The following is a 17,015-nucleotide window of genomic DNA, read 5'->3' on the forward strand; positions in this document are numbered from 1 at the left end:
GGACGCGGCGCTTTGCAGCTGGTCGGCGGCGGCCGTATGCTGCCGACCATGAGCACACCGGCCACCCCACTCGATGCCCCACTCAACAGCCCGGCCCTGCATGCCTGGCATGCGGGGCTGGCGCGCGCCATGGCCGCGGTGGCCACGGCGGAATTCCCGGCGCGCCTGGTGGAGGCGCTGAACGCGCTGGTGCCCATCGAGTCCTCGCTGTTCGGCCTGGAGCGCAAGGGCCAGCCGCCGCGCCACCTGTTCCAGCACGGCATCCCCGAGGCCTACCGCGAGCCGCTGACCGAGCGCTACTACGCCCGCGGCTACCTGCTCGACCCCTTCTGCCTGGCCATCGAGGGCGGCCTGGCCGAAGGCTTCTACCCGCTGGCGGAAATCGCCCCGGACGACTTCTTCGCCAGCGAGTACTACAAGACCTACTACCTCAAGTGCGGCTCGGTGGAAGACAGCCACTACATCGTCGACCTCGACGCCCAGCGCAAGCTCTCCCTGTGCGTGTACCAGGGCCGCAGCGGCGCGCGCTTCAGCGAGGCGCAGACCGAGCTGCTGCGCGCCGCCCTGCCGCTGGTGCGCGAGCTGTGCCGGCAGTTCGAGAGCCGCGGCGGCCTCGACCTGCTGCTGGCCGGCGGCGACGCCGGCGCACAACCGGCGGCGGCGCTGAACCGGCACATCCGCGAAGCCTTCATGAACTTCGGCGGCGACTGCCTGACCGAGCGCGAACGGGAAATCGCCCACCTGCTGCTGCGCGGCCACTCGGTGAAGTCCAGCGCGCGGGTGCTGGACATCTCGCCGGAGACGGTGCGCATGCACCGCAAGCACCTCTACACCAAGCTCGAGATCAACTCCCAGGCGGAGCTGTTCTCGCTGTTCATCGACTGGCTGACCCGCGACGGGCCGGCCTGAAACGCCGACCGCCCGGACACCCATCCATCGCGGACGGAGTCCGCTCCTACGGGGGAGTCCAGCAACTGTCTAACCGGCTACGCCGAGCGGCTCTTCGTAGGAGCGAGCTTGCTCGCGAACAGACTCCGCTGCGGGGCTCATTCGCGAGCAAGCTCGCTCCTACGAGAAGCCGTGCCCACCGGAATGGTAGGACCTTGTCCGCGATAGCCGGAACCCCCGGGCGCGATTCGCGGATAAGATCCGCTCCTACGCCGCCCCACCCGCGCCATTCACCTGGCGCGATGGCACCCACGCCCTTCCCAGCCCTGGCCCTCCCCAGGCATGCTAGGGCATTCCCCACGCCCTCCCGAGGAAACCCCATGTTCCGACGCTGGCTCCCCGCCCTGCTGCTGGCCGCCGCCCTGCCGCTGCAGGCCGCCGAAACCCGGCCGACCTACGGTCCCGAACTGGAACGCTTCAACTACGCCTACCCGGTGGGGCACTTCAGCTTCGCCTCCCAGGGCAAGCACGTGCACATGGCCTACATCGACGTGAAGCCGGCCAAGCCCAACGGCCGCACGGTGGTGCTGCTGCACGGCAAGAACTTCTGCGCCGGCACCTGGGAGGCCAGCATCGCCGCCCTGAGCGCCGCCGGCTACCGGGTGGTGGCGCCGGACCAGATCGGCTTCTGCAAGTCCACCAAGCCGGAGCACTACCAGTACAGCTTCCAGCAGCTGGCCAGCAACACCCACGCCTTGCTGGACAAGCTCAGGCTGCACAAGGTGACGCTGCTCGGCCACTCCACCGGCGGCATGCTGGCCGCGCGCTACGCGCTGATGTACCCGCAGCAGGTCGAGCAGCTGGTGCTGGTCAACCCCATCGGCCTGGAGGACTGGAAGGCCCTGGGCGTGCCCTACCGCACCCCGGACCAGTGGTACGAGCGCGAGCTGAAGACCAGCGCCGAGGGCATCCGCAAGTACGAGCAGGCCACCTACTACGCCGGCCAGTGGAAGCCGGAATACGACAAGTGGGTGAACATGCTCGCCGGCCTCTACAACGGCTCCGGCCACGAGCGCGTGGCGTGGAACTCGGCGCTGCAGTACGACATGATCTTCACCCAGCCGGTGCTCTACGAGTTCGGCCAGATCCAGGCGCCCACCCTGCTGATGATCGGCACCCAGGACAACACCGCGATCGGCAAGGACATCGCCCCCGAGCCGCTGCGCGCCAAGCTGGGCAACTACGCCGAGCTGGGCAAGCGCACCGCCCAGGCCATCCCCCACGCCACCCTGGTGGAGTTCGACAAGCTCGGCCACGCGCCGCAGATCCAGGACCCGCAGGCGTTCCACGCGGCGCTGCTCAAGGGCCTGGCCGAGCTCAAACATTGAGGCTGGCCGCACCGATGGGCTCTTCGTAGGAGCGAGCTTGCTCGCGAACCGCACGGCACCGCAGCCGCCGGGAAATCCGTTCGCGAGCAAGCTCGCTCCTACGAGAAGCCGTGCCGCCTGCGCCCGTACCGCGAACGGTTACGCAAAACGAAAACGCCGGGCATCTGCCCGGCGTCTTCGCTTCCTCGGCCCCGTCAGCCCAGGTTCTTGCCCAGCAGCGCGTGGTACAGCTCGCTGTCGCCGAGCACCCCGACCACACGGCTCTGCTCTTGCAGGACCAGCTTGTGGCCGGTCTGGTAGCGGATCTGCAGGGCGTCGCGCATGCGGATGTTGACGTCCACCAGGGTCGGCTCGTGCTTGAGCCTCTCCACCGCGTCGCCCGGGCGCCATTGCTGCAGGTCGATGATGTTGCTGCCCTGGCGCGCGGTCTTGATCTGGTTGGTCTCGGTGAGGCCGATCCAGCAGTCGCGGCCCTGGTCGAAGCACACCTCGCCGTCCTGCCGGCGGCACTGGTCCAGGCCGCGCATCAGGCTGGAGCCGCACAGCACGTTGAGCGGGTTGGTGTGGGCGACGAAGGTGCGCACGTACTCGTCCGCCGGGCTCAGCACGATCTCCTCGGGCTTGCCGTGCTGGATGATGCGGCCGTCCTTCATGATGGCGATGCGGGTGCCGATCTTCAGCGCCTCGTCGAGGTCGTGGCTGACGAAGACGATGGTCTTGTGCAGTTGCCGTTGCAGCACCAGCAGTTCGTCCTGCAGCTGCTGGCGGATCAGCGGGTCGAGGGCCGAGAAGGGTTCGTCCATCAGCAGGATGTCGCCGTCCATGGCCAGCGCGCGGGCCAGGCCGACGCGCTGCTGCATGCCGCCGGAGAGCGAGTCCGGGCGTTTGTCGCGCCACTGCGACAGGCCCACCAGCTCGAGCTTCTCGTCGATCACCTTCTTCCGCTCGTTGGCCGGGCGGCCCTGCATCTCCAGGCCGAAGCCGATGTTCTCGGCCACGGTCAGCCAGGGCATCAGGGCGAACTTCTGGAAGACCATGGCGATGCGCTTGGTGCGCATGGTCTTGAGCGTCGCCGGCGAGCAGCTGGCGATGTCCACCTGCTGGCCTTCGTGCTCGATCAGCAGCTTGCCGCGGCTGACCTTGTTGAGGCCGTTGATGCAGCGCAGCAGGCTCGACTTGCCGGAGCCGGACAGGCCCATCATCACGCAGATCTCGCCGCGGTTGACGTCCAGGCAGGCGTCCTCCACGCCGAGCACCTGGCCGGTGCGCTTGAGGATTTCCTCGCGGCCCATGCCCTGGTCGAGCAGCTTGATGGCCTCCTTGGTGTGGGTGCCGAAGATCACATCCACGTGTTCGAAGCGAATCGCTGACATAGTGCTTACCTCCCCGCAGCGAGCGTTGCTTGCACACCCGGTCGAGCAGGATGGCGAGCAGGACGATGGCCAGGCCGGCCTCGAAGCCCAGGGAGATGTCCGCGGTGTTCAGCGCGTTCACCACCGGCTTGCCGAGGCCGTCGGCGCCTACCAGCGCGGAGATCACCACCATCGACAACGACAGCATGATGCACTGGGTGATGCCGGCGCCGATGCTGGGCATGGCGTGCGGCAGTTCGATACGGGTCAGCAGCTGCCAGCGTGAGCAGCCGAAGGCCTTGCCGGCGTCCATCAGCTCCCCGGCACGTCCTGGATACCCAGGCAGGTCAGGCGGATGGGCGCGGCGATGGCGAAGATCACGGTGGAGATCAGGCCCGGCACCACACCCAGGCCGAACAGCGTCAGGGTGGGGATCAGGTAGACGAAGGTGGGCACCGTCTGCATCAGATCCAGCAGCGGCCGCAGCGCGGTGTAGAACCAGGGCTTGTGCGCCGCGAGTATGCCCAGGGGCACGCCGATGGCGACGCACACCAGGGTGGCGAAGATGACCTGGGCGAGGGTCTCCATGGTTTCCTGCCAGTAGCCCAGGTTGAGGATCAGCAGCAGCGAGGCCAGGGCGAACAGGGTCAGGCCGACGCTGCGCTGGATGAAGTGCACCAGGCCCACCATGATCGCGGTGAGCAGCAGCGGGTGGAACCACAGCAGGCCGCCGGTGACACCATGGATGAGGAACTCGAGGACATCCGAGATCTTGTCGAAGACCGCCGAGCCATGGCGGGTGAGCCAGTCGACGAAGGCGGCGATGTGCTCACCGAGGGGGATCTTGTGTTCAGTCAGAAACATAGTGCGGGCCCATCAAGCAAGGTGGAAGCGACCGGCCGAGGTCACTTGGCGAAAGCGACCTTGGCCGCGGCGAGCGCCGGCTTGCCGTCACGCGTGGTGACGCCAGCCAGCCAGGCATCGAGCAGTTCCGGATGATCCTTCAACCAGGCCTTGGCCGCGTCCTCGGGCTTCTTGCCCCCGTTGAGCACGGCGTCCATCAGTTTGTTTTCCATGTCCAGGGTGAAGGTGAGGTTGGTCAGCAGCTTGCCGACGTTCGGGCATTCCTGGACGTAGCCCTTGCGCACGTTGGTGTAGATGGTCGCGCCACCGTAGTTGGGGCCGAACACGTCATCGCCACCCTGCAGGTACTGCATCTTGAAGCGGGTGTTCATCGGGTGCGGTTCCCAGCCCAGGAACACGATCCACTGGTTGCGCCGGTCGGCACGGCCCACCTGCGAGAGCATCCCGGCCTCGCTGGACTCCACCAGCTTGAACTTGCCGAGGTCGAACTGGTTCTTGTCGATCATGCCCTGGACCAGGCGGTTGCCGTCGTTGCCCGGCTCGATGCCGTAGATCTTGCCGCCGAGCTTGTCGGAGAACTTGACGATGTCGGCGAAGTTCTTCAGCCCGCCGTCGTAGGCGGCCTGGGTGACCGCCAGGGTGTACTTGGCGCCCTCCAGGTTGGCCCGCACGGTTTCCACCGAGCCGTTGTCGGCGTAGGGCTTGATGTCGTTGGCCATGCTCGGCATCCAGTTGCCGAGGAAGACGTCGAGGTCCTTGTTCGCCAGCGAGCGGTAGGTCACCGGCACGGAAAGCATGTTCACCTTGGTGGTGTAGCCGAGCGATTCCAGCACCTGGCGAGTGGTCGCGGTGGTGACGGTGATGTCGGTCCAGCCGACGTCGGAGAAGCGAACCGTGCCGCACGACTCAGGTTCAGCGGCCTGAACCACCAGCGGCGCACTCAGGGACACTGCCAGCAGCAAAGACTTGCAACCTTTCATGAGCGTACTCCTCTGCGGGATAGGGCGATCTGCGTGGGTTTCTAGGTGGGCCGCGCCGGGACGCGGGCCCTTTCTTCGTCGATTCGGAAACGATCATGGAACAGGAAAAATCCGCCGCATACCGGGTGCGTCGCAACCAGTGCAGGCGAAGTCGCAATCAGCACCAGGGGTGTCGCATCCAGTTCCACGGCCCTGTTCCGACGGCCCGGGGACGTCGCCTTCACTGCTGGACGACGGCCTTGGACGGGGCCTGGGCGCGCGGCTGCACGCCCTTGAGCCAGGCGTCGCGCACCTGCGGGTTGGCCTGCAACCAGTCCTTGGCGGCCTGGCGCGGATTGCTCCGTTCATTGAGCACCGCGTCCATCAGGCGGTTCTCCATGGCCAGGTCGAATTCCAGGTTGCGCAGCAACTGCGCGACGTTCGGGCATTCATCAAGATAGCCGGCCCTGACGTTGGTGTAGACGGTGGCACCGCCGTAGTTCGGGCCGAAATAGGCATCGCCGCCTTCCAGGTAGCGCATCTGCAGGCGGGTGTTCATCGGGTGCGGTTCCCAGCCGAGGAAGACGATCGGCTGCTTGAGGGCGCCGGCGCGGCGCACCGAGGCGAGCATGTCGGCCTCGCTGGACTCCACCAGCTTGAAGTCGCCCAGGCCGAAGGCCTTGTCGGCGATCATCTTGCGGATCAGCTGGTTGCCGTCGTTGCCCGGTTCGATGCCGTAGATCCGGCCGCCCAGCTGCTCCTTGAACTTCGCGATGTCGGCGAAGCTCTTCAGGCCGGCGTCGTAGGCGTACTGGGGAACGGCGAGGGTGTACTTGGCGCCCTCCAGGTTGGCCCGCACGGTCTGCACCGAGCCATTGTCGGCGTAGGGCTTGATGTCCGCGGCCATGCTCGGCATCCAGTTGCCGAGGAAGACGTCGATGCGCTTCTCGGCCATGGCCTTGTAGGTATCGGGAACGGAGAGACGCTCGACCTTGGTGCGGTAGCCCTGTTCGCTGAGCACCAGGCGGGTGACGGCGGTGGTGACGGTGATGTCGGTCCAGCCGACATCGGCGAAACGGACCAGCGAGCAGGACTGTGGTTCGGCGGCCTGGGCCAGGCCTGAGCAAAGAACGGGTAACGCCAACAGCGACAACAGAAGACACTTCATGAGGTCAGCCTCTAGCAATTACGGGGAGGGGTCAAGCACAGGTCCGAAGGCGAAACCCTAGCCGTTCGTCGACCGTTCATCATGAAACACCCCGAAATATGGGGCTGTCGACTGATTGATGTTGTCTATCGACTGCGTCTCAAATCCGTAATTATTTGTCGCATTAGCGACACCAACTGGCACGATTCTTCCCATGTCGCACGCCGCGGCGCTTTTGGATAAGGCCAAGTCGGTGCCGGACGCCGGCATCACCGGCCGAGGGCCGATGATGCCCCGCATCGGGAGCGCCCGCGGGCGCTCCGCATCAGCCCAGTTCCTGCGGAGGCCGGCATGGCTATCAGTGTGTTCGACCTGTTCAAGATCGGTATCGGCCCCTCCAGTTCGCATACCGTCGGCCCCATGCGCGCCGCCGCCCTGTTCGTCGCCGCCCTGCGCGAACGCCAGCTGCTCGAGCGCGTCGAGCGCATCGAAGTGAAGCTCTACGGCTCCCTCTCCGCCACCGGCGTCGGCCACGGCACCGACCGCGCCGTCATCATGGGCCTGATGGGCGAATGGCCCGACCGCATCGACCCCGGCCAGATCGCCCCGCGCATGGCCGAGCTGCTCGGCAGCGGCGAGCTGGTCCTGGCCGGCGAACGGCGCATCCCCTTCGACTGGGTCCGCGACATGCGCCTGCTGGAGGAGAACCTGCCCTACCACCCCAACGCCATGAGCCTGGTCGCCTACGAGAACGGCCAGGAACTCCATGCCGACACCTACTACTCCATCGGCGGCGGCTTCGTCGTCGACGCCGGGCAGGCCGCCGCCGGCTCCCTCGACCAGGACAGCACCCGCCTGCCCTACGACTTCGACAGCGCCGCCGAGCTGCTGCAGCTGTGCCGCCGCCACAACCTGCGCGTCTCCGAGCTGATGCTCGCCAACGAGCGCATGTGGCGCAGCGACACCGACACCCGCGACGGCCTGCTGCGCATCTGGCGTGCCATGCAGGACTGCGTCAACAGTGGCCTCAAGGCCGAGGGCATCCTCCCCGGCGGCCTCAACGTGCAGCGCCGCGCCGCCCGCCTGCACCGCAACCTGCTGGAGATCGGCAAGCCCAACGTCATCGGCTCCACCCTCAGCGCCATGGAGTGGGTCAACCTCTACGCCCTGGCGGTGAACGAGGAGAACGCCGCCGGCGGACGCATGGTCACCGCCCCCACCAACGGCGCCGCCGGCATCGTCCCGGCGGTGCTGCACTACTACATGCGCTTCAACCCCGATGCCAGCGAGCAGGACGTGGTGGACTTCTTCCTCGCCGCCGCCGCGGTGGGCATCCTGTGCAAGAAGAACGCCTCCATCTCCGGCGCCGAGGTCGGCTGCCAGGGCGAGGTCGGCTCCGCCTGCGCCATGGCCGCCGCCGGCCTGGCCGAGGTCCTCGGCGCCAGCCCCGAGCAGGTGGAAAACGCCGCCGAGATCGGCCTGGAGCACAACCTCGGCCTCACCTGCGACCCCGTCGGCGGCCTCGTCCAGGTGCCCTGCATCGAGCGCAACGCCATCGCCGCGGTCAAGGCCATCAACGCCGCCCAGATGGCCCTGCGCGGCGACGGCCAGCACTTCATCAGCCTCGACCAGGCCATCCGCACCATGCGCGACACCGGCGCCGACATGCACGACAAGTACAAGGAAACCTCCCGCGGCGGCCTGGCCGTCAGCATCATCGAGTGCTGACCCCGGTTCGCCCATCCGGGGAGCGGCGACGCCACCTTTTGGCGCACCGCGGCCCCATCCGGGAGCACGGCAGGCAAGCGTTACTTTCGGAAAATGATGGCACCCGGCGGCGACCGCCGCAGTGCTACCAAAGTCCCCAGGCCCCGCGCCCCATAGGCATTTGCGACATGCCGGAGGTCGCATCCGGGCTCCCAAAAGCGCCGTTCCCAGGCGCTTTTCTTTTTTTATTGAACGCCCAATCAACATAGGCACGGCATTTGCCTTGCTCTTGGCAAGCGTTGGTGACCTGTGGGTCACCCAGGCAGAAAAACAAGCATAAGAAAGCCCCTCAGGGGCGACCGTGACTAGCGTGAGGAGATCGAGCATCATGAATGCTTTCAACACCGGAGTTCCCCCGCAAAACCGAGCTCCGCAGTCCATCGGCTTCCTGCTGCTGGACAACTTCACCCTGATCTCCCTGGCCTCCGCGGTGGAACCGCTGCGCATGGCCAACCAGCTTTCCGGCAGGGAGCTGTACCGCTGGCACACCCTCACCCTCGACGGCCGCCAGGTGTGGGCCAGCGACGGCCTGCAGATCACCCCCGACGCCAGCACCGACGCCGCCCCGCCGATGGACAGCCTGATCGTGGTCGGCGGCGTGGGCATCCAGCGCAGCGTCACCCGCGAGCACGTCGTCTTCCTGCAGACCCAGGCGCGCCTGGGCCGCCGCCTCGGCGCGGTGTGCACCGGCAGCTGGGCCCTGGCCCGCGCCGGCCTGCTCGACGGCTACGACTGCAGCGTGCACTGGGAATGCCTGGCGGCGATGCAGGAAGCCTTCCCGCGGGTGGCCATGAGCACCCGCCTGTTCTCCATCGACCGCAACCGCTACACCTCCTCCGGCGGCACCGCGCCGATGGACATGATGCTGCACCTGATCGGCCGCGAGCACGGCCGCGAGCTGTCGGCGGCGATCTCGGAGATGTTCATCTACGAGCGCATCCGCAACGAGCAGGACCACCAGCGCGTGCCGCTCAAGCACATGCTCGGCACCAACCAGCCGAAGCTGCAGGAAATAGTCGCGCTGATGGAAGCCAACCTGGAAGAGCCCATCGACCTCGACGAGCTGGCGGTCTACGTCAACGTCTCGCGGCGCCAGCTGGAGCGGCTGTTCCAGAAGTACCTGCACTGCTCGCCGTCGCGCTACTACCTGAAGCTGCGCCTGATCCGCGCGCGCCAGCTGCTCAAGCAGACCTCCATGTCGATCATCGAGGTGGCCTCGGTGTGCGGCTTCGTCTCCACCCCGCACTTCTCCAAGTGCTACCGCGAATACTTCGGCATCCCGCCGCGCGACGAACGCCAGGGCCAGCCGATCGGCCAGCCGGTGATGGTCATGCCGATTCCCCAGGACCTGGCGCTGATGCCGCACTCCTCGGCGATCTCGGCGCTGAGCCAGGCGCAGGGGGAATCGACCTTCGCCAGCGTGAGGGTTTGAGGGGGCTTTTTGCGGTGGGGTGATTGCGATGGGGGTTCACCTGTCACTTCGGTGCCTGGGATTGGCTCCGCCCCTCTCCCTAACCCTCTCCCTGAAGGGAGAGGGGACCGTTCAGTGTGCTTGGGTGTTTCGGTGTTAGCCGGCTACTCCGCGGGTATCAGGACGAAACCATCCCTTCTCTCGGCACGGACTAGCCCCTCTCCCTTCAGGGAGAGGGCTGGGGAGAGGGTACGGAGGTGACCTGAGACACCCAGGCAACCGGCAAGCACCGTTCGCGAGCAAGCTCGCTCCTACGAACAGCCGTCAGGCCACAGGACGTAGCTCAACCACTCGCGACAGCGCTGGACACGCACTTGTCCCGCCCGCTGCGCTTGGCCTCCAGCAGGGCGGCGTCGGCGCGGCTGAGGGTTTGCGAGTAGCTCTCGCCCAGGCGGTATTCGGCCACGCCGAAGCTGGCCGTCACCGACAGCGCCTCGGTGCCCACGCGCACGGCCAGCGAGCGGATGTCCTGGCGCACCCGGTCGATCACCTGGCCGGCGTCGGCCAGGGCGGTTTCCGGCAGCAGCAGGAGGAACTCCTCGCCGCCCCAGCGCCCGCACAGGTCGTACTGGCGCAGCGCGGCCTGCATGGTGCAGCCGATCTCCACCAGCACGCGGTCGCCCACCTCGTGGCCCCAGGTGTCGTTGACCTGCTTGAAGTGGTCGATGTCGAGGATCACCAGCACGTAGGGCTTGCCGTGGCGCTGGGCACGCTCGCTTTCCTCGCGCAGGCGCTCCATCAGCAGGCGGCGGTTGCCGATGCCGGTCAGCGGGTCGTGGGTGGAGGCCTCGCGCAGCGCCACGTTGAGGTCGCGCATCATGTCCTGGTAGCGGTCGGAGATCCGCGCCACCTTCTCCAACTGGCGCAACTGCTTGTGGTAGCGCTCCGACAGCGTCGAGTTCTGCGCCCGCGCCATCGACTGGAAGCCGTCGGAAATCCGCGCGATGCGCTCCAGGCGCGCGAGCTGGTCGAGGGACTGCTGGTGCTTGAGGAACAGCGCCTCGCGCAGCGGATGGTCGAGGTACTGCGGGTCGGCCAGCAGTGCTTCGATCAACAGGTCCAGCTCGCGTTCGCTGTTCATGGCATCACTCGTCGTAGGGCTGTATGACGAACGGGAAGCTACAGTCTTCGCGGAATTCCTCGGCCAGCTCGGCGACGCGCTCGTTGCGGCGGTCGTAGTGCCAGCTCACCTGGGTCTGGCGGCCGCCGGCATGGGCCTCCTCGAGCAGGTCGAAGATGTCCATCATCGCCTTGATCGAGCTGGTATTGAGGTATAGCAGACGCAGGTCCAGGGACAACGGGCGCTGCGCTTCGGCGAGGAAGCGTTGCACCCACTCGATCACCTGGCCGAAGAGTTCGTAGGAGTTCTCGGGATAGGAGTCGCCCTGCATGGCCAGGACGCCGGCGTCCCAGTCACCGTGGATCGACGGGGTGGACTGGGTGCCACTGATGTGAAGGTCACTCATACCTTTGTATTCCTGAAACGCGTGGTCAGATCACGGCGCGCAGACTGAAGAAGGCGCGCCCGTCGGGTTGTTCGGTAAGGGAAGTCTGCAGGGGCGCGCTGGACTTGCGGGCAATGTCCAGCAGGCCCAGGCCCGCGCCGCTGCTGGCCCCGGCATCGCGCGGGCGGCGCAGCTGCTCCTTGTAGGCCGCCTTGAGCTGGGCCTTGTCGAAGCCGGCGATGTCCTCGATGCTGCGCACCAGTTCGCGGCCGTCCGCCAGCTCCACCAGGTTGCCGGCGGAAACCACGTAGTGGCCGTCCTCGTTGCGGGCGATGGCCACGGTGGCCGAGGCGTCCAGGTCGCCATAGCCGCGCTGGGTGGCGTAGTGGCGGATGTTCTGGGTCATCTCGATGTAGACCGCGAAGACGTCCATGGCTTCACTCGGGTGTGCCTGCTCGGCCTGCATGTAGTTGCGCAGGGCGTGGCCGATCTCCTCGATCAGGCTGCGCGAGATCGGGCCGTTGAAGCACAGCAGGATGCGTTGTCGGGTGTAGCTTTCACGCATGGCCAACAGGTCAAGTGTCTCCATGGCGTACTCCTACTCGAATCGGAAGGACAGGATGGTGATGTCGTCGCGTTGCGGCCGCTCCCCCTGATAGTCCGCCAGGGTAGCGGCAAAAACCCGCGCCTGCTCGGCCAATGGCAGACGTGAATGACGGCGCAACAGTTCGGCGAAGCGGCTGTTGCCGAAGCCGAAGCCGTGCTCGCCGCCGGCCTGGTCGAGGAAGCCGTCGGTGCACAGGTAGAAGGTCCAGCCCGGCTCCAGCGGCAGCTGGATATTCTCGTACTCTCCCTGGCGCTTGTCGCCGATGGCGCGGCGGCCGCCCTTGTATTCGCGAACCTCGTCACCATTGCTGGCGAACAGCGAGATCTTCGCCCCGGAGAAATGCAGCAACCGGCGGCCGTGGTCGACGCGCACGAAGCCGGCGTCCATGTTGGTGGCCAGGGCCTGGGTCACCCGCTCCTGGCTGATCATGCCGCGCATCACCTGGTCGGTCTCGCGCAGGATCGCCGCAGGATCGTGGCTCTGCACGCTGTCGATCGCATGGTCGATGGCGGCCAGCGCCAGCATGGTCATGAGCGCGCCGGGCACGCCGTGGCCGGCGCAGTCGACCACGCCGATCAGGCTGTCCTCGCCGCCTTCGCGGTAGATGTAGAAGTCGCCGCCGACCACGTCGCGCGGCTTCCACAGCACGAAATGGTGCCGGCCCAGGGACGCCTGCAACTGGCGGTCGGGCAGGATGGCGCGCTGGATCAGGCTGGCGTAGTCGATGGAGTCGCCGATCTTCTTCTGCGCCGCGGCCATCTCGCGGTTGGCCTGCTCCAGGGCCTGGGTGCGCTGGCGCACCTTGTCCTCCAGGTCCTCGGTGTGCCGGCGGACCTGCTCGGCCATGCTGGCGAAGGCCTCGGACAGCTCGCCGATCTCGTCGCCGCGGGACTTGGGCAACGGGTTGTCGTACTGCCCGGCGGCGATCGCCTTGGCCGACTGGCGCAGGCCGCGCAGCGGCTTGAGCAGCAGCAGCTCGACGGTATAGGCGAAGCCCAGCAGGAGCAGCGCCAGCAGCCCCGCCAGGGTGCCCGCCAGCGGCCAGATCCAGCGGCTGTCGAGCACCTGCGCGGCATGCAGGTCGACGGCGCTGAGCACGTGCCAGCGCAGCTCGGGAATGTAGGCGGTGGCCAGCAGCTGGCGCTTGCCGTCGAGGGTGGCCCAGAAGGTGCGCACCTCGCCCGGGTGCGCCTGGGCGTCGTCCAGCACCTGGCGCAGGCCCTTGCGTTCCTCGTCGCTGGCCAGCAGGTCGAAGACCCGGTGGCCGCCGTTGTCGGCGGTACCGGCGCCGGAGCTCAGGGCGATCAGCTTGCGGTCGGGGTGCGCCTGGATGGCGCCGTCGGCGTCGACGATCATCGGCGTCACCCCGGCCTCGCGGCGCGAGATGAACTGGTCGAGGAAGGCGGTCAGGTCCAGCCCGCCGCCGGCCAGGCCGACCTTGTGGTTGCCGGCGATGACCTGGACGTTGAACCAGACCTTGGTGGCGCGCAGCTTGGCGTCGTAGTTGACGTTGATGTTGTAGGGGCTGTCGCTGGCCATGGTCGCGAAGTACCAGGCGTCCTGCGGGTCGTCGCGGCTCAGGGTGTAGCGCGGGGCATTGGACAGCGGCGAGGTGGAGTCGTTGAAGTAATAGTGCAGCGAGGAGTCGACGATGACGAAGTAGGAGTATTCGCCCTGGTCGCCGCGGTAGCCGTCGGCCTCACGGAAGAAGCGAGTGCGCCGTTCGGAGTTGCCCTCTTCCAGCAGCCAGTCCTGGGTCACCACCGACTCGGCCAGGCGCCGCGACAGCGACAGCTCGCGGATCACCGGGGCGAGGATCTTCTGCTGGTTGAGCAGGGTGAAGTTCTTCGCATAGGCCAGGCCGAAGTGCGTACGGATGTCCTCCATCGCCTTCCAGCCGAGCAGCACCGCGGGAACCAACGCCAGAACGCAGGCCAGTAACAGCGCTACCACCGATTTGCCGCGCAATCCCCATCGTGCCGCCATGGCCGTCCCCAGAAATCCTGTTCGCCGAGTCAGTGTCGTTCTTTTGGCGAAAGCGCAATTGTGCAGGCGAGCCTTGCCCCAGGCAATGCAAATTAATGGCTAATTGCCATATTTTTGACGTCACCCGGTTGACTCATTCTAGACGCGATTTCCCCCACCGCCACGGCGCCACCGGCGGCCGGGGCCTCAACTGGCGGCGAAGGCCGCGCGCAGCTCGTCCAGGCTGGCGAAATAGTGCGCCGGGCCCTCGGCCAGCAGCTCCTCGCGGCTGCCGAAGCCATAGCCGACTCCAGCGGCGCTCAGGCCGTTGCGGTGTGCGCCGATCAGGTCGTGCTTGCGGTCGCCGATCATCAGCGTCTGCGCCGGGTCCAGGCCTTCGAGGCGCAGCAGGTGCTCGATCAGCTCGACCTTGTTGGTGCGGGTGCCGTCCAGCTCGCTGCCGTAGATCACCCTGAAGTGCCGGGCGAAATCGAAATGCCGGGCGATCTCGGCGGCGAACACCGTCGGCTTGCTGGTAGCGATATAAAGAGTGCGCCCCTGGCCACCCAGCAGTTCGAGCAACTCACCGACGCCCGCGAACACCCGGTTCTCGTACAGCCCGGTGTCCTTGAAGCGCACCCGGTAATGCTTCACCGCCTCCCAGGCGCGGCCCTCGTCGAAGCCATAGGTGCTCATGAAGCACTGCAGCAGCGGCGGCCCGATGAAATGCTCCAGCCGGCGCAGGTCCGGCTCGTCGATGCCGAGCTGGGCCAAGGCGTACTGGATCGAACGGGTAATGCCCTCGCGCGGGTCGGTGAGGGTGCCATCGAGGTCGAAGAGGATGTTCTGGTAGTGCATGGGCGAGGCTGCGGCTGTACAGGTCGGGGCGACAAGGATACTGCGGAGTCCATGATCGACACAGTCGGCTGCCGTTTCCGCCTGTCGGTGAGCGGACCCGCTGTCTCTACAAAAAATCACACAAACCGACACTTTCCGTTGAGCTTGCCGTGTATTGCTCTACACTAAGTTTCACTTAATGACACTTTATGCAGAGTTACGCCATGCGTAGCAGCCCTCAACCCTCCCTACGGCCACTCAACCGGCTGTATGACGGCCTTTACTCGCTGGCCACGCCCGAACGCTACCTGTTCACCCCCTCCGACATGCGCGCCCTGGTCCCGGATATCTCCGACCAGGCCTACCGCTCGATGCTCAGCCGTGCCGCCCGGGACAACAAGCTGGTACGCCTGTGTCGGGGACTTTACCTCTACAAGCTCGCCAAGGCCGACCTGGGCAACCTGCTCTATCACGCCGCCGCGCGCCTGCGGGCCAACGATTTCAACTACATCAGCCTGGAAACCGCGCTGAGCGATGCCGGGGTGATCTCGCAGGTTCCCATCCACTGGATCACGCTGATGTCTTCGGGACGCACCAGCCAGATTTCCTGCGGCCAGTACGGCACTATCGAGTTCATCCATACCGCCCAGAAACCGGCGGAACTGGTCGGCCAACTCGACTACGACAGCCGTTGCCGCCTGTGGCGCGCCAAACCTGCCCAGGCCATCCGGGACATGAAGGTGGCGAAAAGGAACCTCGACCTGATCGATTGGAGCATTGCCGATGAGCTTGTTCGACAGACTGGTGGACCAGGCGCTCAGCAACACCCCTGAACTCTCGCCATTGCGCGTGGTGGTGGAAAAGGAGCTGCTGCACCACGACATCATGCGCATCCTGAGCGAAGCCGGCCTGCTCGAAAAACTGTGCTTCATCGGCGGCACCTGCCTGCGTGCCTGCCATGGTTCGAGGCGCTTGAGCGAAGACCTGGATTTCACCGGCGGCGCCGACTTCGAACGGGAAGATTTCGCCCACCTGAAAGCGGCATTGGTCATCAGCCTGGAAAGCAAGTACGGCCTGGCAGTGGAGGTCAGCGAGCCCGTCCGGGAACAAGGCAATGTCGATACCTGGAAGCTGAAGGTGCAGACACGCCCGCAAGCTCCCCATTTGCCCGCCCAACGCATTCATATCGATATCTGCGCGATTCCGACCTACCAGAAGAAGCCCATGGCGCTGCTCAACCCCTACGGGGTGGACATGGGCACCGAAGGCCTGATCCTGAACACCGAAAGCCTCGAGGAAATCTACGTCGACAAGATCCTGGCCTTCGCGCTGCGCAGGAACCGCATCAAGAACCGCGACCTGTGGGACCTGGCCTGGCTGAAACAGCGCGGCATCGAGCCCGCCTACGAGCTGATTCCGGCCAAGCTCGCGGACCACCACGTGGAAGTCGCTATGTTCCTGCGCCTGGCAGAGGAACGCGTGAACGCCCTGCTCGGCGAGCCGCAGGTCAAGGTCGATTTCCGCCAGGAGATGCGTCGGTTCCTGCCCGCCGAGATCGTCGCCCAGACCGTCGACAACGAGCGCTTCTGGGAGTACCTGGCCAGCGCGGTCGATGCCTTGATGAAGCAGGTGAAGAGCAGCCTGGACAAGACCGGCCAGGCCGGCGAGCCGGACCGGTTCATCATGTGAGCTTCACGCGCCCGCTTCACTTACTCGGCATAACCCTCGGTGAGGTGCTGGTCCTTCAGCTTCACATAGTTGCCCGCGGTATAGGCGAAGAATGCCCGCTCCTTGTCGGTCAGCGGGCGGGCCTTCTTCGCCGGGCTGCCGACGTAGAGGAAGCCGCTTTCCAGGACCTTGCCCGGCGGGACCAGGCTGCCGGCGCCGAGGATCACTTCGTCCTCGATCACCGCGCCGTCCATGACGATGCAGCCCATGCCCACCAGCACGCGGTTGCCCACCGTGCAGCCGTGCAGCAGCACCTTGTGGCCGACGGTCACTTCGTCGCCGATGGTCAGCGGGAAGCCGTCGGGGTTGTAGGGGCCGGCGTGGGTGATGTGCAGCACGCTGCCGTCCTGGATGCTGGTACGGCTGCCGATGCGGATGCGGTGCATGTCGCCGCGCACGGTGACCAGCGGCCACACCGAGCTGTCGGCGCCGATCTCGATGTCGCCGATGAGCACGGCGCTGGGGTCGACGAAGACGCGCTCGCCGAGTTGCGGCGTTTTACCCTGATACGAACGTATGGCCACGATAGCTTTCCTTCAGGCTGCGGATGACGCCGATTGTATTTAAGATGGCCGGGTGTTTCCTCAGCCAAGGTTG

At 66.2% G+C, this 17,015-nt stretch carries 15 protein-coding genes and 1 pseudogene; 6 read left to right on the forward strand and 10 right to left on the reverse strand.

Going from position 1 to position 17,015, the window contains the following annotated elements; translation table 11 throughout:
- Positions 1–48: 48 nt before the first annotated feature.
- Together PKO50_RS29975 and PKO50_RS29980 are read left to right on the forward strand one after the other, a co-directional pair.
- Positions 49–909, forward strand: coding sequence for a helix-turn-helix transcriptional regulator (locus PKO50_RS29975; protein WP_275630547.1), 861 nt, complete (start codon positions 49–51; stop codon positions 907–909).
- A 359-nt stretch (positions 910–1,268) separates the two neighbouring features.
- Positions 1,269–2,276, forward strand: coding sequence for an alpha/beta hydrolase (locus tag PKO50_RS29980; RefSeq protein ID WP_275628046.1), 1,008 nt, complete (start codon positions 1,269–1,271; stop codon positions 2,274–2,276).
- Between the two features lie 194 nt (positions 2,277–2,470).
- Here PKO50_RS29980 and choV read toward each other — a convergent pair whose 3' ends face one another.
- The 4 genes and pseudogenes from choV to PKO50_RS30000 form a co-directional block, all read right to left on the reverse strand.
- Positions 2,471–3,649 carry a choline ABC transporter ATP-binding protein gene (gene choV / locus PKO50_RS29985; protein ID WP_109933581.1) on the reverse strand — a complete coding sequence of 393 codons (1,179 nt, stop codon included), beginning with the start codon at positions 3,647–3,649 and terminating at the stop codon, positions 2,471–2,473.
- A gap of 10 nt (positions 3,650–3,659) precedes the next feature.
- Positions 3,660–4,492 (reverse strand): annotated as a pseudogene (gene choW, locus PKO50_RS29990) (choline ABC transporter permease subunit); the annotation flags it as partial.
- A gap of 41 nt (positions 4,493–4,533) precedes the next feature.
- Positions 4,534–5,472 carry a choline ABC transporter substrate-binding protein gene (locus tag PKO50_RS29995; protein ID WP_109933582.1) on the reverse strand — a complete coding sequence of 313 codons (939 nt, stop codon included), beginning with the start codon at positions 5,470–5,472 and terminating at the stop codon, positions 4,534–4,536.
- 220 nt (positions 5,473–5,692) lie between these two features.
- On the reverse strand, positions 5,693–6,619 hold the full coding sequence (locus PKO50_RS30000; RefSeq protein ID WP_275628047.1) for a choline ABC transporter substrate-binding protein: 927 nt from the start codon (positions 6,617–6,619) through the stop codon (positions 5,693–5,695).
- A gap of 330 nt (positions 6,620–6,949) precedes the next feature.
- Between PKO50_RS30000 and PKO50_RS30005 the strand changes: the two genes are divergently transcribed.
- Both PKO50_RS30005 and PKO50_RS30010 read left to right on the forward strand, forming a co-directional pair.
- The gene (locus tag PKO50_RS30005) at positions 6,950–8,326 is read left to right on the forward strand and encodes an L-serine ammonia-lyase (protein WP_275628048.1); all 1,377 of its coding nucleotides are present in this window, start codon (positions 6,950–6,952) and stop codon (positions 8,324–8,326) included.
- 367 nt (positions 8,327–8,693) lie between these two features.
- A complete protein-coding gene (locus tag PKO50_RS30010) occupies positions 8,694–9,797 on the forward strand; it encodes a GlxA family transcriptional regulator (RefSeq protein ID WP_109936774.1) in 1,104 nt (367 codons plus the stop codon).
- A gap of 322 nt (positions 9,798–10,119) precedes the next feature.
- On the opposite strand, the gene siaD is transcribed toward PKO50_RS30010, so the two are convergent.
- The 5 genes from siaD to PKO50_RS30035 form a co-directional block, all read right to left on the reverse strand.
- A complete protein-coding gene (siaD, locus tag PKO50_RS30015; protein WP_218281466.1) occupies positions 10,120–10,917 on the reverse strand; it encodes a biofilm regulation diguanylate cyclase SiaD in 798 nt (265 codons plus the stop codon).
- Positions 10,918–10,921: 4 nt separating this feature from the next.
- Positions 10,922–11,302 carry a biofilm regulation phosphoprotein SiaC gene (gene siaC, locus PKO50_RS30020; protein WP_089392861.1) on the reverse strand — a complete coding sequence of 127 codons (381 nt, stop codon included), beginning with the start codon at positions 11,300–11,302 and terminating at the stop codon, positions 10,922–10,924.
- A gap of 25 nt (positions 11,303–11,327) precedes the next feature.
- Positions 11,328–11,870, reverse strand: coding sequence for a biofilm regulation protein kinase SiaB (gene siaB / locus PKO50_RS30025; RefSeq protein ID WP_109936775.1), 543 nt, complete (start codon positions 11,868–11,870; stop codon positions 11,328–11,330).
- A 9-nt stretch (positions 11,871–11,879) separates the two neighbouring features.
- On the reverse strand, positions 11,880–13,874 hold the full coding sequence (gene siaA / locus PKO50_RS30030; protein ID WP_109936776.1) for a biofilm regulation protein phosphatase SiaA: 1,995 nt from the start codon (positions 13,872–13,874) through the stop codon (positions 11,880–11,882).
- 186 nt (positions 13,875–14,060) lie between these two features.
- The gene (locus PKO50_RS30035) at positions 14,061–14,711 is read right to left on the reverse strand and encodes an HAD family hydrolase (protein ID WP_275628049.1); all 651 of its coding nucleotides are present in this window, start codon (positions 14,709–14,711) and stop codon (positions 14,061–14,063) included.
- Between the two features lie 203 nt (positions 14,712–14,914).
- Here PKO50_RS30035 and PKO50_RS30040 point away from each other — a divergent pair, with 203 nt between their 5' ends.
- Complete coding sequence (locus tag PKO50_RS30040) at positions 14,915–15,523, forward strand: type IV toxin-antitoxin system AbiEi family antitoxin domain-containing protein (RefSeq protein ID WP_275628050.1); 609 nt, start codon at positions 14,915–14,917, stop codon at positions 15,521–15,523.
- The gene (locus PKO50_RS30045; RefSeq protein WP_275628051.1) at positions 15,474–16,379 is read left to right on the forward strand and encodes a nucleotidyl transferase AbiEii/AbiGii toxin family protein; all 906 of its coding nucleotides are present in this window, start codon (positions 15,474–15,476) and stop codon (positions 16,377–16,379) included. The genes PKO50_RS30040 and PKO50_RS30045 overlap by 50 nt, the downstream gene beginning before the upstream one ends.
- A gap of 20 nt (positions 16,380–16,399) precedes the next feature.
- On the opposite strand, the gene PKO50_RS30050 is transcribed toward PKO50_RS30045, so the two are convergent.
- Entirely contained in the window at positions 16,400–16,942 is a 543-nt protein-coding gene (locus PKO50_RS30050) for a gamma carbonic anhydrase family protein (RefSeq protein WP_109936779.1), read from the reverse strand.
- Between the last annotated feature and the right edge of the window lie 73 nt (positions 16,943–17,015).

The sequence above is a fragment of the Pseudomonas sp. 273 genome, assembly GCF_029201425.1.
Lineage (GTDB): Bacteria > Pseudomonadota > Gammaproteobacteria > Pseudomonadales > Pseudomonadaceae > Pseudomonas > Pseudomonas delhiensis.